This is a genomic window from Thalassospira lohafexi (assembly GCF_002844275.1).
Taxonomy (GTDB): domain Bacteria; phylum Pseudomonadota; class Alphaproteobacteria; order Rhodospirillales; family Thalassospiraceae; genus Thalassospira; species Thalassospira lohafexi.
In genome coordinates, this window is the sequence record NZ_NXGX01000003.1 from 58,501 (window position 1) to 72,916 (window position 14,416).

Annotated in this window: 14 protein-coding genes and 1 other RNA gene; 7 read left to right on the forward strand and 8 right to left on the reverse strand. The window is 53.6% G+C overall.

The window, feature by feature from the left end; all coding sequences use genetic code 11:
- Positions 1 to 44 precede the first annotated feature (44 nt).
- On the reverse strand, positions 45 to 971 hold the full coding sequence (gene nudC / locus COO92_RS07210) for an NAD(+) diphosphatase (RefSeq protein WP_101301052.1): 927 nt from the start codon (positions 969 to 971) through the stop codon (positions 45 to 47).
- A gap of 193 nt (positions 972 to 1,164) precedes the next feature.
- Here nudC and ffs point away from each other — a divergent pair.
- The 4 genes from ffs to recR all read left to right on the forward strand — a co-directional run bounded on the left by ffs (position 1,165) and on the right by recR (position 4,347).
- An RNA gene (ffs, locus tag COO92_RS07215) (signal recognition particle sRNA small type) lies at positions 1,165 to 1,259 on the forward strand.
- A 157-nt stretch (positions 1,260 to 1,416) separates the two neighbouring features.
- Positions 1,417 to 3,315, forward strand: a complete 1,899-nt coding sequence (locus COO92_RS07220; protein WP_101301054.1) for a DNA polymerase III subunit gamma/tau — start codon at positions 1,417 to 1,419, stop codon at positions 3,313 to 3,315.
- Positions 3,312 to 3,635 carry a YbaB/EbfC family nucleoid-associated protein gene (locus COO92_RS07225; protein WP_101301056.1) on the forward strand — a complete coding sequence of 108 codons (324 nt, stop codon included), beginning with the start codon at positions 3,312 to 3,314 and terminating at the stop codon, positions 3,633 to 3,635. Before COO92_RS07220 ends, COO92_RS07225 begins: the two co-directional genes overlap by 4 nt.
- Before the next feature lie 118 nt (positions 3,636 to 3,753).
- The gene (gene recR / locus COO92_RS07230) at positions 3,754 to 4,347 is read left to right on the forward strand and encodes a recombination mediator RecR (protein WP_101301057.1); all 594 of its coding nucleotides are present in this window, start codon (positions 3,754 to 3,756) and stop codon (positions 4,345 to 4,347) included.
- Positions 4,348 to 4,462: 115 nt separating this feature from the next.
- On the opposite strand, the gene aroQ is transcribed toward recR, so the two are convergent.
- The 7 genes from aroQ to COO92_RS07265 all read right to left on the reverse strand — a co-directional run bounded on the left by aroQ (position 4,463) and on the right by COO92_RS07265 (position 11,312).
- Positions 4,463 to 4,915 (reverse strand): type II 3-dehydroquinate dehydratase, encoded by a 453-nt coding sequence (gene aroQ, locus COO92_RS07235; protein WP_101301058.1) that lies wholly within the window; start codon positions 4,913 to 4,915, stop codon positions 4,463 to 4,465.
- A 23-nt stretch (positions 4,916 to 4,938) separates the two neighbouring features.
- The gene (locus tag COO92_RS07240) at positions 4,939 to 6,816 is read right to left on the reverse strand and encodes a bifunctional sugar phosphate isomerase/epimerase/4-hydroxyphenylpyruvate dioxygenase family protein (protein ID WP_101301060.1); all 1,878 of its coding nucleotides are present in this window, start codon (positions 6,814 to 6,816) and stop codon (positions 4,939 to 4,941) included.
- 88 nt (positions 6,817 to 6,904) lie between these two features.
- On the reverse strand, positions 6,905 to 7,558 hold the full coding sequence (locus COO92_RS07245) for a GntR family transcriptional regulator (protein WP_101301062.1): 654 nt from the start codon (positions 7,556 to 7,558) through the stop codon (positions 6,905 to 6,907).
- Positions 7,559 to 7,567: 9 nt separating this feature from the next.
- Positions 7,568 to 8,416, reverse strand: a complete 849-nt coding sequence (locus COO92_RS07250; protein ID WP_101301063.1) for a shikimate dehydrogenase family protein — start codon at positions 8,414 to 8,416, stop codon at positions 7,568 to 7,570.
- Positions 8,417 to 8,427: 11 nt separating this feature from the next.
- A complete protein-coding gene (locus COO92_RS07255; protein WP_022733882.1) occupies positions 8,428 to 9,696 on the reverse strand; it encodes a TRAP transporter large permease in 1,269 nt (422 codons plus the stop codon).
- The gene (locus COO92_RS07260) at positions 9,693 to 10,175 is read right to left on the reverse strand and encodes a TRAP transporter small permease (RefSeq protein ID WP_101301065.1); all 483 of its coding nucleotides are present in this window, start codon (positions 10,173 to 10,175) and stop codon (positions 9,693 to 9,695) included. Before COO92_RS07260 ends, COO92_RS07255 begins: the two co-directional genes overlap by 4 nt.
- Before the next feature lie 111 nt (positions 10,176 to 10,286).
- Positions 10,287 to 11,312, reverse strand: coding sequence for a DctP family TRAP transporter solute-binding subunit (locus tag COO92_RS07265; RefSeq protein ID WP_101301066.1), 1,026 nt, complete (start codon positions 11,310 to 11,312; stop codon positions 10,287 to 10,289).
- Positions 11,313 to 11,699: 387 nt separating this feature from the next.
- Here COO92_RS07265 and COO92_RS07270 point away from each other — a divergent pair, with 387 nt between their 5' ends.
- The 3 genes from COO92_RS07270 (at position 11,700) to fliW (ending at position 14,390) form a co-directional block, all read left to right on the forward strand.
- On the forward strand, positions 11,700 to 12,434 hold the full coding sequence (locus COO92_RS07270) for a Crp/Fnr family transcriptional regulator (protein WP_101301067.1): 735 nt from the start codon (positions 11,700 to 11,702) through the stop codon (positions 12,432 to 12,434).
- Complete coding sequence (locus COO92_RS07275; protein ID WP_101301068.1) at positions 12,418 to 13,791, forward strand: adenylate/guanylate cyclase domain-containing protein; 1,374 nt, start codon at positions 12,418 to 12,420, stop codon at positions 13,789 to 13,791. Before COO92_RS07270 ends, COO92_RS07275 begins: the two co-directional genes overlap by 17 nt.
- A gap of 110 nt (positions 13,792 to 13,901) precedes the next feature.
- Entirely contained in the window at positions 13,902 to 14,390 is a 489-nt protein-coding gene (gene fliW / locus COO92_RS07280) for a flagellar assembly protein FliW (RefSeq protein WP_101301070.1), read from the forward strand.
- The last annotated feature ends 26 nt before the right edge of the window (positions 14,391 to 14,416 follow it).

Genomic DNA, 14,416 nt, shown 5'->3' on the forward strand with positions numbered 1-14,416 from the left:
GCCCCAACCATTTGGCCACCGCGCATGCGCGTAATGCGTCCCTTTTATATACGGCGGTCCTGCCAGTTTTCCAGAAGGTAGCGTGCAATAGAAATTGGACGCGGCAAATTTATGCCCTTTTCTGGCAGGTTCGGCACCTCATCACGATGCACCCACATGGCAAATTCAATTTCATCCTGATCAATGGTGATATCTGTGGTTTCCGCCTCTGCTACAAACCCCAGCATCAATGATCCGGGAAACGGCCAAGGCTGGGATGCTACATATTTCGGGCGTTTGACGCGAATGCCAACCTCTTCATAAACCTCACGCGCCACCGCCTGCTCAAGCGTTTCGCCGGGTTCCACAAACCCTGCCAAAACCGAAACCATATTGGGTAAAAATTGCGGTGACCGGGCCAAAAGCACGTGATCTTCGTGATGGATCAGCATGATGACAGCCGGATCCGTGCGCGGGAAATGTGATTTTCCACAATCAGGATTGCTACATTCAAGACGATACCCGGCCTCGGCAACACGGTTCGCATGACCACATGCCCCACAGAACTGATGCCCGCGATGCCAGTTAAAAAGGGCGCGCGCCTGTGCGGCAAGGGCAGCCTCGTCACTTGAAAGAGCCGCCATACGGGTGCGCATATCGCCAAACCCGCCACCAAGGCGGCGCACGGCTTCCTCCCGATCCGAAATGACCGATGCAATATCCACGGCCATCACAGGGCCATTGCGATCGCGTCCAAGATAAATCCATTGGGCGGCCTCAAGATCGACGTCCAGATGCGGAACCGCCAAACCACCAATCACCACAAGCTCATGCGTATCCATGTCTTCGGGCCAGGCAAAAAGCGGATCACCGTCATAGCAGATCAAAATACGTAACGAGTCTTCGGCTAGTAGACTCTGTCGCCAGTTTACTGACTTTCGCAGCACCGCATCACGATCAAGATCAACGGATTCGTAAAACAGCCTGTCCATAAGATCGCGTATCCTTAAATTCCATTTACCAACCAACATCGCAGGCAAGCTGCTGTCCGGGCGGTATTTTCCGGGGCAACGGTGCCCGACATTAGCGCGCTGGCAGCCCGGTAAAAAGCCACGATTGCGCGAGGATCGAAAAAATCCAAGCCAACACTTGCGTTTTACTGTCTGCTGCGCGATATAGGGGGCGAGAGGCTGGCTGCGGACGGACCGCTCGCCAACCCGGTCAGGACCGGAAGGTAGCAGCCGTAACGAGTTTTTCCGGGTCGCGGTTCAGTCTCTCACCCTTTTACCTCTCCCCTTTGAATGTCGGCGATCCTCCATGCAACTGACCCTGTCAGGCATGATGTGGTTTTGTGTGGGAAATTTCCCACTTGGCCTTTCCCATGCGGGACTGAAACTGCTAAAACCAATCCAGTTTACAATATGTCGGACCGGATGAATGACGGATCAGATCGAGACCGCCAGCCAAGATACGCCCGAAGGTGAAGCCCCTGCGCCAGACGCAGCGACATCCCCGAGTGATGCCGCACCGGCAGCCAGTGCAACCAAGGCCGTGACCCCGAAAAGCGAATATCAGGTTCTGGCGCTTAAATACCGCCCGAAAACCTTTGATGAGCTGATCGGTCATGGCCCGATGGTCAAGACACTTTCAAACGCGCTTGAAAGCGGTCGTCTTGCCCATGCATTTGTTCTGACCGGGGTGCGCGGGATTGGTAAAACCACAACCGCCCGTATCATTGCACGCGCGCTTAATTGCATCGGCCCCGATGGTAACGGTGGCCCGACGATTGAGCCGTGCGGGGTGTGTGAACATTGCCGCGCGATTGCCGAAGACCGCCATGTCGATGTTCTGGAAATGGATGCTGCGTCACGTACCGGTGTTGATGACATTCGCGAACTGATCGAGGGGGTGCGCTATCGCCCGACCTCGGCCCGCTACAAGATATACATCATCGATGAAGTGCACATGCTGTCGAAAAGTGCGTTCAACGCGCTTCTCAAAACGCTTGAAGAGCCGCCAGAGCATGTGAAATTCATCTTTGCCACCACCGAAATTCGCAAAATTCCGATCACCGTCCTGTCACGCTGTCAGCGGTTTGATCTGCGCCGGGTTCAGATTGATGAACTGAGCGCGCATTACACCCGCATTGCCGGGTTGGAACATGCCGACATCGAAGAAGAAGCCGTCGCCCTGATTGCGCGTGCGGCAGATGGTTCTGTCCGTGATGGCATGAGCCTTCTTGATCAGGCGATTTCGCACGGGGCAGGCAAAGTCACCACCCAGCAAGTGCGTGATATGCTGGGTCTTTCGGACCGGTCACGTATTTTCGATCTGTTTGACTTCACCATGAAGGGTGAAATCAACGAAGCTCTTGAGCTGCTAAGCGCGCAATACGCCCTTGGCGGTGACCCGGCAGTAATGTTGCAAGACATGCTCGACCTGACCCATTGGTTGACCCGTGTAAAACTGTCGCCCGATGCTGCCAATGATCCCGGCGTGTCCCAGATCGAGCGTGAACGCGGTAAGGAAATTGCCGCCAAGCTTGCCATGCCGCAATTAACCCGCGCGTGGCAGATGCTGCTTAAGGGGCTTGAAGAAACCCGGATTGCACCGTCGCCCATTCAGGCGGCTGAAATGATCCTGATCCGGCTGGCCTATGCTGCGGAAATGCCATCGCCCGGTGACCTGATCAAAAAACTGCGCAGCGACATGGCCAATACCGGTGCGAACGCACCACAAGGTGGTGGCAATGGCGGCGGTAACGGCGGTGGACCCGGTCCACGTATGCAGGTTGTTAATGGCGGCGGCAGTGCCGCTGCGGTGGCGCAAAGTCGCCCCGACCCGCTTGGCGCCCCTGAACAGGTTGAACAGCCGGTTTACGCCAAAATGCCCGAAAGCTTTGTCGAGGTCGCCGACCTTCTGGCAAAGGACCGGGAAACGACCGGTATCGCCATGCAGGTCAAAAACTATATGCATCTGGTGAAGTTTGAGCCGGGCCGGATCGAATTTCGCCCGGCACGCGGTGCGCGTTCAGACCTGTCGACGCAACTGATCAAGGCAATGAATAGCCTTACGGGGCAGCGGTGGCTTGTCAGTGTTTCGGAACGCGAAGAAGGTGCACCGACCTTAAAGGAACAGGAACTCGAAGCCCTTGAGCAGCGCAAGGCAGATGCCTCGCACGACCCGCTGGTCAAGGCGATCATTGAAGGTTTACCCAAAGCCAAAATCGTTGCCGTCCACCTACCACCCGGCCAAGAAGAAACCGCCGGTGAAGAGGACGAAAGCGGTTCAGTATATGACGATGCGTTTTATCTCGAAGGAGACGACGAGCTATGAAGAATCTTGCAGGGATGCTCAAACAGGCCCAGCAAATGCAGTCCAAAATGCAGGACATGCAGGAAGGTCTGGTTGAACTTGAAATCGAAGGTCAGTCCGGTGCGGGCATGGTCAAGGTAATGCTGAATGGCAAAGGCGAAATGCGCGGCCTTTCGCTTGATAAAAGCATTGTCGACCCCAACGACACCGAGGTTCTCGAAGACCTGATTGTGGCTGCCTACAACGATGCCAAGGTCAAGGTTGAAGCCGCGGTTCAGGAAAGAATGAAAGACGTTACCGGCGGCATGAACCTGCCGGAAGGTTTCAAACTTCCGTTCTGATATCCCATCGGATCATTTAAAAATTTCGCGCATTCATCGCGCAAAATGAAGGGTGGCATTGCGCCGCCCTTTGTTTTTGATACAAGCTAAAGCATGTTGCATTAAGAACGGGGTCACGATGACCGGACGGGAAATCGAAAATCTGATCAAACTTCTGTCGCGCCTGCCGGGCCTTGGCCCGCGATCCGCACGCCGGGCGGTGTTGCAGATGCTTAAAAAACCCGAAATGCTGATGCTCCCGCTTGCCGATTCCCTGCGTGCGACGGCAGAGGCCATGACCACATGCAACAATTGCGGCAATATCGATGTCACCGACCCCTGCCACATCTGTGCCGATTATAACCGGGGACCCGATATCATTTGCGTCGTCGAGGAAGTCCAGGACCTTTGGGCGCTGGAACGCGGTGCGTCTTTCAAGGGGCAATACCATGTCCTTGGCGGCACGTTATCGCCACTTGATGGGGTTGGCCCGGACGACCTGAAGATTGATCAATTGATCAACCGGGCGCGCGCAGATGCAGTAACCGAGGTCATCCTTGCCACCAATGCCACAGTTGATGGCCAAACCACCGCGCATTACATCACCGAACGGCTGATGGAAACCGGGGTCAAAGTCACCCGTCTTGCCCATGGCGTGCCGGTTGGGGGCGAGCTTGACTATCTTGATGATGGCACGCTGGCCGCAGCCCTTCGATCCCGCAGCGTGGTTTAACCGCCCCATCCGGCAGCATTGCAATAAAAAAGGCAGCACCCCATGCTGCCTTTCGAATTCTATTCGGTCTGGGCGCGATTATTCAAATCAGTTATGCCCTCAAATCCAAATCAAATTAGGATTTTGCCGCCGATGTTTTTTCCGCCGCCAAACGGGTTGCCAGTTCATAGCCATAGGCACCTGCCCCGGCCATCACTGCATCGGCAACCGGGCTGATCCAGCTTTTATGACGGAATTCTTCGCGCGCATGCGGATTGGAAATATGCAGTTCGATGATGTAGCCATCGAAGGTTTTTAGCGCATCGTGAATGGCCGCCGACGTATGGGTATAAGCCCCGGCATTGATAATGATTGCGGCTGATTTTTCACGGGCTTCGTGGATCAGATCAATGATCGCACCTTCATGGTTCGACTGACCGAACCGCACAGTGACATTCAAATCCTTGGCCAGGGCCGCACATTTTGTTTCGATGGTTTGCAGCGTGTCATAACCATAAATCTCAGGCTGGCGTTGCCCAAGCAGGTTCAGGTTCGGTCCATTGATGACAAGAATTTCCGGCACGCTCATGTGTATTCCCCTGAATCCAATTTTTATTTCGCACCGTCGCTGCGACGGTTCATCCGTGTCTGGGACGCCAGTCTGATCGGTGCATTGGCCGCCCCGAAACCACGATACGCCCGACGCTCCACCAGTTCAAAGAAGAAACGGTTGGCAAAGGTCTTGGTATAGGCCTGATAATATTCACCTTCGTCGTCGCGGTCATACAAAATATTACCCGCGCGCAGCCGGTCAAGCAATTGTGGCTCAAGCCCGAAACGCGCTTCGATGTCGTCATAATAGTTTTCAGGGATCGGTAAAATTTCAACACCGTTTTTCTGACAAAAAGCTACGGTTTCGAAAATATCGTCGCTTGAAAATGCCAGATGCTGAACCCCACTCCCAAAGAACTCGTTTAAGAACTGGGAATGCTGAGTATTGGGGCTTTGCGACCCATTGAGGATCAAGCGCAAGGCATCGCTTTGCACCACCTGACTTTGCACAAGCCCGCCGGGATCAGGAATATCAAGAGTTGGCATTTTCCCCAGATCAAAGATCGAAGTGAAATACAGAACCCAGGCCAACATTTCCTCATATTGCATCGAATAGGAAACATGATCGACAGCGCGCAGTTTTGCTTTTGCACCGTCTTTCGTCGCTGGTTGGGCAGAATCAAATTCGACATCCCAGATACGCGAAAGTTCGCTATGGTCATCAAGGAAATAGACCAGACTGCCGCCAACACCGCGGATGGCTGGCATTTCAATTTCGCCCTCGCCAACCGCCTGACTAAACGGTGCCGCCAGCAAGGATTGCGCCCGATCAAGGGTTGCCTTGGCATCATCAACCTTAAGCCCGACCGCACAAACCGACGGGCCATGCACGATGTTATAGGAATGCGCGAACCCGTCCTTGTCGCAGTTGATCACAAGGTTGATATCGCCCTGCTTCCACCAACTAACCGCCTTTGATTTGTGGCTGCCGCGTTTTTCAAAGCCAAGCCCGGTCAACAGATTTGCCAGCTTTTCTGCGGTATCTTCCTCAACCGCGAACTCGACAAAGGCGACTTCCTTGGCATGCGCCTTGGGCGGCAGAATGGCCGCCTTTTCACCGACCTTAACGCCTTCAACCCCATCGCCAAGATAGATCAACGACCGCAAACCATCCTTCGCGACAGTCTTGGTCGAACTGGACCGGAATTGATCATTAAAGATTTCAAGGGATAACGGGCCGTCATATCCCGTCATGGCAAGATTGCGCATAAATTCACCCAGCGGGAAGTCCCCCTGACCCGGGAAGCATCGGAAATGGCGGCTCCATGACAGCGGATCCATTTCAAGGATCGGGGCATCAGCCACCTGAACCAGAAAAATCTTATCCCCGGGGATCGATGAAATCGCATCAAGCGGCACCTTGCGCGCAATGATGTGGAAGGTATCAAGCACCAGACCGACATTGGGATGATTGGCGCGGCGCACGACTTCCCAACTATCGCGATAGTCACTGATATGCTTGCCCCATGACAAGGCCTCAAACGCGATACGAAGTCCGCGTTTGGCCGCACGATCCCCAAGTTCCGCCAAATCCTTGGCCGCGCGATCAAGGCCGCCCAGTGACTGGGGCGAGACGTTCGAACAGACCATCAAAAGGTCGGTACCGAGTTCTTCCATAAGATCGAACTTACGCTCGGCGCGTTCAAATGCGCGGGTACGCTGAGGCTCAGGCATACCTTCAAAATCGCGGAACGGCTGAAAGGTCACCAGTTTCAGTCCCAGATCGCGAATTGTCTTTCCAACATCGGCGGGCGATCCATCAAAGGACAGAAGATCATTTTCAAAAATCTCGACACCGTCAAAGCCGGCAGCAGCAATGGCATCAAGTTTTTCCTGAAGATCACCAGACAACGAAACTGTTGCGATCGAGGTCAGCATATTATCCCTCCGGGATGCACGTGTAAGGCACCGGGTCATTCACCGCAGGGATTTAAAACGTGATGCGCCGTGACGGCGCACGGCCAGTTTAATCCTGCGGACGACGCCGGTAGGTTTCGATATGGTCGGTCAGTTTTGCAATCGCGCCATCAAGGTCACGCGCCAGCGCGAGGTCATAAATCGCGCGATGCTCGTCGATAATGTCATGGGCGCGAAAGCCATGCGTCTTAAGCTCGATCACCACATACCGGCGGAATTGATCGAAAATTTCGCGGTGCAGCCGCATGTGCAGATCCGATCCGCACGCCGATATCAACGCCTGATGAAACTCGCGGTCATACTGGCTCCAGCGGACCGTAAGCTCGCGGCTTTCTTCGGAAAGCATCTGCTTTTCAATCGAGGACAGTTTGTGATGGGCACCCGCAACGCGGGCTTCCCACTCGACATCCCCTTGGTTGATCGATGCGGCCAGACCTTCGCATTCAAGCAGCAACCGCATCGACGTCAATTCCTTGAAATTGGACGGCGATGTTTCAACAACACGAAACCCCTTCTGGCCTTCGACAAAGACAAACCCAGATGCGACAAGGCGGTTTAGCACTTCGCGCAGCGTATTGACCCCGGCGTTATAACGTTCGCGCAGGGCATCAAGCTTAAGCTTCACGCCGGGCTGTAACTCGCCATACAGAATGTCATCGCGAATTTCGTTATAGACCGTTTCGGCAACTGTGCTGCTGCTCATCGTGTTCCCCTAACCGGTCAATGCCTCGGGATAGGCATTGAAATAATCCTGTCTTGCAGCATCGGCATCAATTTCCGCCCCGCTGAAAACCTCGAATGCTTCAATACCCTGAAAGAAGAAGAGTTCAAAGCCGGTCATGACCTCAATCCCCGATTTCGTCGCTGTGCGCAGGAACGCCGTCTCGACCGGGGTATAAACCGCGTCGAACGCCCATTTCTGACCGCCCAGCAAGTCGACGTCAAACGGACACCCCGGATACTGGTTCATCCCAACCGGCGTACAATTGATCAGTCCATCGGCACTGCGCACCGCATCCGACAGGTTTTCTGCGCTGACAAATTCGGCCTGCGCATCCGCCGCCGTTAACGTTGCGACCAGTTCTTCCCCACGCGTGATGTCCTTGTCATGGACCAGGATTTTATCAGCTCCCAGCCCACGCAAACCAAACGCGCTTGCAAGGCCAACACCACCCGCACCAAGCTGCAAGACCGTTCCCGGCTTTGCATCCCCGAACTGCTTTTTATAGCCGCGCATAAAGCCAACAAAATCGGTGTTGTCGCCTCGCCAGCCATCTTCGCGAAACACAACCGTATTCACCGCACCAAGGGCTGCTGGCAAACGTTTACGCGGTGTGATCAGTTTGCGGGCACTGGTTTTATATGGATGGGTGACATTGACCCCCGCATAACCTTTTTCCGAGCAGGTGGTCAGCTGTTTGATCAGATCGAAATCCTCAATCTGGTCGCTGTCGAGATAGTCGTAACTAACATCCATCCCGCACATACGGCCGAGCAACACGTGCAGTCGGGCCGACTGGCTGCGTGAAATGCCTTTACCGATAAGACCGAGTTTCAACATGGGACGGTATCCTAAAATCCAAACAGTTCCGGCAAGAAGGTGACAATGCCCGGAACAAATGTGATGACCAGCAACACAAACAATTCAACAAGGAAGAATGGCATAATCGCCTTGATCATTCGGGCCATGCCAACACCGGCAATCGCATCGGCAACAAACAGGCACAAGCCCATCGGCGGTGTGATCAGGCCAATCATCAGATTGAAAATAACAATGATGCCAAAATGGGTCGGATCAATACCAAGGCTCAGCGCAATCGGATGCAGGATTGGCACCAGCACCAGCATCGCTGCAATGCCCTCAAGAGCAAGACCAACCACCAGTAACATCAGGTTGATCAGGATCAGGAACATGGCCGGGCTGTCGACATAGCCCAGAACAAACTGGCTGACCGCCTGTGGAATACCGGCAAACGTCATGAACCAGTTGGCCGCAGCCACCGTCCCCATAATGATCAGAATACTTGAAGAATCACGCATCGCACCGGAAAATATCCCCGGAAGGTCGCCCGGTTTGAGTTCGCGAAACACAAACAACCCGACAACGAGCGCATAAAACACCGCAAAGCTGGCCGCCTCGGTCGGTGTGACAATCCCTGCAAGGATCGACCCGATGACAAAGATCGGCATAAACAGCGGGATCACACCGTTCCAAAGCGCACTCAGCTTTTCACGGAAATTCATCCGTTCGCGCGGGGTGGCATAGTTCTTTACAAAGAACCGGACATAAATCGACAGCGCCATCGCCAGTAACAAGCCCGGAACAATCCCGGCAAGGAACAGGGCGGGTACCGACACATTGCTTGTGATCAGCGCATAGATGATCACGGGAATACTTGGCGGAATGATCGGGCCAATCACCGAAGATGCTGCCGTAAGCGCGGCGGCAAAATCACGCGGATAGCCTTCCTTTTCCATCGACGGGATAAAAATACGGCCAATGGCCGAGGTGTCCGCCACCGCCGAGCCGGACAGTCCGGCAAAGATCACCGATGACCAGATATTGACCTGCGCCAAACCGGCCTTGGCATGACCAACAAGCGCGTTGGCCAGATTAATCACACGCGATGTAATGCCACTGGCATTCATCAGTTCTCCGGCAAGAACGAACAGCGGAATTGCCAGAATGGTAAAACTGTCCATGCCAGCGAAAATGCGTTGGGGCAGCAAATCGATGCTAAAGGTGCCAGACCCGATATAGGCGGCAATGCCAAGCGCAATCGCAAATGCGACCGGTGCGCCAATCGCCAGTAAAACAAGCAGGGTAACGCCGGTAATCATGCTTCACCCCCGGTCGGCACGGCCTTAAAGAACGAAATAATGCGTAAAATAGCTGCGATCACGAGACAGATACCGCCAACGGTGATCGCGATTTGCGCCCAATACATTTGAATGCCAATACCAGATGCGACAATGCCACCACGTTTTCCGGCAAAAATCAGCCCGGCATAGGCAAGGATGCCGCCCAGCACCAATGTGGCGACATCAACCAGCAAACTGATCTTGCGCCGGAACTTCTCGGGAACGGTATCAATGACAATGCTGAAAGTAATCTGTTTGCCCTGCAGATAGGCATAGGCAACGCCAAACATGCAGCCATAGATCATCGCATATTTTGCGACCTCCTCGCTCCATTGCAGGGGGGCGGAAAACAGGTAACGGCTCACACTGCCAGCAAAAACAACGCCAAAAACAACGAGGATACTGATCCCCGAAAGTCCGGCGAGCAAACGCATAAACGCAATTTCGACGCGTTGCATGGGGGTCCCCCGGATCATCGCGGACAACGGAATGCTTTTAGAAAAAGCATGGTGGCGGGAGAAAAGGACGGACCAGGCTCAAAGGAGAAACACCCGGTCCGCCAAAACCAATTACATCGAGGCTTCTGCTTTGGTAACAGCGGCCTGCAGCTTTTCAATCCACTGCGCATCAATCTGACCCGAAAGCCATTCGATCACAGCCGGCTGTGCCGCATCACGGAACGCTTTGAGCTGCTCTGCGGTCGGCGTGGTCACTTCCATGCCTTCCTCTGCCAGTTTGGCAACGCCTTCTGCGGAATTGAACTGCTGAATTGCACGGCCAACGTTTGATGCAACACCCGCAGCACGACGCAGAAGCGCCTGATCTGCTTCGGACAGATCCTGATAGATCGCTTCGTTTACGACAATAAAGTCGGTGCCATAAACGTGACGATCAAGTGTGAGGTACTTCTGCATTTCGTAGAATTTGTTGGCATAGATCACGCTGATCGGATTTTCCTGACCATCAACCGTACCGGTGGTAAGGGCGGTCGGAACTTCCGGCCACGGGATCGGGGTTGGCTCACCACCAAGTGCCTTGACCATCTCGACAAACAGCGGAACGGTCATGACACGAATTTTCAGACCTTCCATATCCGACGGCTGGGCAACAGCACGTTTGGAGTTGGTAAAGTTACGGAAACCAGTTTCACCATACGCCAAGGTGCGCAGGCCGGTTTTTTCCAGGCAATGTGCAGCAAGTTCCTTGCCGAAATCACCATCCAGTACGTTCCACGCCACATTGGCATTCGGGAAAACATACGGCACATCAAGGACGGCCGCTTCTGGGCAAACCTTTGAAAACGGGCCTGAAACCATCGACATGGCCAGCGTACCGTCCTGGGTATTTTGCAAAAGGTCAGTTTCGCCGCCAAGCGAACCGGCGGGGAACAGGGCAACCTCAATACGGCCACCGGATTCTGCTTCGACAATGTTTTTAAAGACCTGCGACGCGGCCCCTTTTTTTGAGGTGGTCCACTCTGCCGGATCAACGTGGGCAAAGTTCAGCGTTACGTCAGCAGCATGCGCCGAAAACCCAAATGACGCAGCAGCCATAGAAACGGCACCAAAAAGGGCACCCTTGGAAATCATCTTCATTACGTCCTCCCGATTAAACAAAATTCCGTAGACCTTGGTTGCTTCAAACAGTCTTGTTGTTTTGCGGTCCCTTTTCGGAATTAGGATAATTTAAAAAATATAGGAGATTTTGTCAAACATTCTATATTTTTACCAAAAACAGCCACTTACCCCGTCAAACGACACAGAACCGATGATCAAAACCCTCATCAAGGTTGCCGATTAGAGATTGGAATTTAAGGATGGGAATGCGAATCGGCTCGGTAAATGAAGCCGGATCATTTCGACAATCATGCCAATAACATGACCCTCGAAAACTGCTTGCTGTAAATTCCTGTATTTGTGCTAGTTTAACTGTGAAATTGATCCGATGAACGCTGACATAAAACCATTTCCAAAGTGAATTCTGTGAACACTCTCACCGGCCCCACATCACCCCAGCTTGCAAAAATTGCCTCGCGTATTCTGGCGGGCAGCTTCCTGTTTGAGGATCTTGATCCTGAACTGCTTGAACAGCTGTCTGCTCAGGCCACTGTCCGCCGCCTTGAAGACGGTCAGTTGCTGTTTGAAAAGGGGGCTGCGGCAGACGGCCTTTATGCTGTCGAAGCTGGCAAGGTTCGCATTTCATCGGTGTCGGAAACCGGCAAGGAAATCGTTTTGAACGTGCTCGCCCCAGGTGCGGTGTTTGGCGAAATCGCCCTTTTGGACGGCGAACCGCGCACCGCAACCGCACGCGCCGTTGGTCCGACGCGCTTCCTGTTCATTTCGCGTGATGCCTTCTTTGAAATATTTGACCGCGAAGCACCGTTGCGCCGCCATATCACGGCTCTTCTGTGTCGTCGTTTGCGCTGGGTCAGTGATCTGCTCGAAGATGCCAACTTCCTTGATCTTATGGCGCGCCTGATCAAACGCATCCTGTGGCTTGCCGAACGCCATGGCGGCCCGGACCCCGAAGGCATTCGTATTGCCCTTCCGCTGTCACAGCAGGAGCTTGGCCTGATGCTTGGTGTGACGCGCGAAGCCGTCAACAAGAAACTGCGCGAACTTGAAAAGCGCGACATGATCACGCGCCGTGACGGACGTCTGGTGATCAAGGATGCAGACGGGCTCAAACAGCTTCTTGCTGATGCAATCAAGAACTGACCCCACGCTCTCATTGTTTGACCGGCTTGTCGCACGTGAAGAAAAGCGCGGACTGATCCTTGTTGCGTTTTTGCGCATCTGCATGCTGGCCTTCATCCTGCTTTTGTTCAGCAAACCGGATTCTCCAACCGGCACGCTTTATACCCTGCTTGAGGTTCTCGGCTGGTTCGTTCCCGGTGTTTTCATTCAGTTGCTGGTCGCAGCACGTGGCGGCAAATGGGTCTGGCTACTGTATCTTTTGGCGGTCGTTGATGCTGGCCTGATTGTCTATGTTTCGGTCGTACCTGATCCCCTTAATCCGCTCACTGACCATCCGGCATGGCTGTATGGCTTTGTTGTGCGTGATCGCGGCGTTGTCTTTTCAATGATCATGATGGCGCTTGTCATCATGACCTTTTCGCCGCGCCTGATCCTTTGGTTCGGTTTTTGGCTGTTTATGGCATGGGTCGCTGCAATCGCCTGGTTGATGCACCGGCCCGGCGTTATCGTTTCGCAGCATTTTGGCGATGACTGGAACCCGACAAAGCAGGAACTGATCGATACCTACAATCTACCGGAATTTGTCGATATCTCTGCCTTGGCCGAACAAGTGGTCATTGTTGTCGTGTTTACGTTGGCCTGCGCTGTAATGGTTTCGCGCTTGCGTGTTTTGATCAACCAGTTTGCCGCTGCCGAACGCGCACATGGCAATCTGGCGCGCTATTTCCCCATCGCACTTGCCGACCGCCTTGCCGACCGCGACGAACCCATCCGGGTTGGTGAACGGCGTGAATGCGTCATCATGTTTGCCGATATTATCGGGTTTTCCGGCTTTGCCGAAAAACGCGATCCGCAAGACGTCATGAAATTCCTCAACCAGTTTCACCAGATCGCCACCACACAGATCGGTGCCTATGGCGGCATTGTCGAAAAATATATCGGTGATGCGGTGATGGCCAGCTTCGCCGCCTTTGATGACCTCCCGTGCCCCGCATCAAATGCCCTGTGCGCAAGTCAGGCCATCGTGTCGCAGGTTTCTGAATGGCAAGCTCGCGAACCCGCAGATGACGGCTTACCGCTCCGGATTGGTGTCGGGCTTAATTTTGGCCCCGCCGTTGTGGGGGACATCGGACAGCGCGAAGCCGTAACACCGGCGGTAATCGGGGCGAGTGTCAATCTTGCCGCCCGGCTTGAACGTGCAACCCGCAAGCTTGAGACCGATACCGTGATGAGTGAAAGTTTCGCCAACCAGATACGCAACGAAAGTTCCGTTTCGGGATCTGTTTTATTGCGTCATTATCAACAGCATGAATCCATTCGGGTAAAAGGATTTAGTGACCCAATATCTGTTCTGTTTCATCGTGAACTTGAAAACTAGCTAACTTCCATAGCCGTTATTGCAATAAAGCCTTGAAATCGGGCGATACAGCCCCAAAATGCGTTTTATCTCATGCACATGTGCTGACAACTGATCAGCAGGAGGAAGCGATGGCTACACCCGAAGCACCGAGTACCCCAACATCTGGAACGGTGCCGTCATCTGTACGGTTAAAGACCCTGTTTGGTGATCGAGAATTTGAATGGGACAAGGCCATTTATTTCCCCACCGGCCTAAAAGGCTTCCCTGATCACAATGTCTTTGCGCTCGCAAGTTTTCCTAGTGATGGCACAACCAGTTTTCTGTTGATGCAATGCCTGACCGAGCCGGAACTGGCCTTTATCGTCGCCCCCTATAACATGGAAAGCGATACAATCAGTCCGGAACATCTCGCTCAGGCCTTCACCATTCATGGCATCAAAAAGAATGACGGCGCTGTGCTTTTGATTGTCACTTTGCACAAACCCGAAGATGGTAGCGATGTTTCAATGTCGGTCAATCTTCGTGCACCGATCATTATCGATACCGAACGTCAGTCGGCTTATCAGCACCATTTACCCGAGGCCGGGCGGTATGACTTCCACCACATTATCAAATAAATCGTAACGATCGGACAAACCCGCAC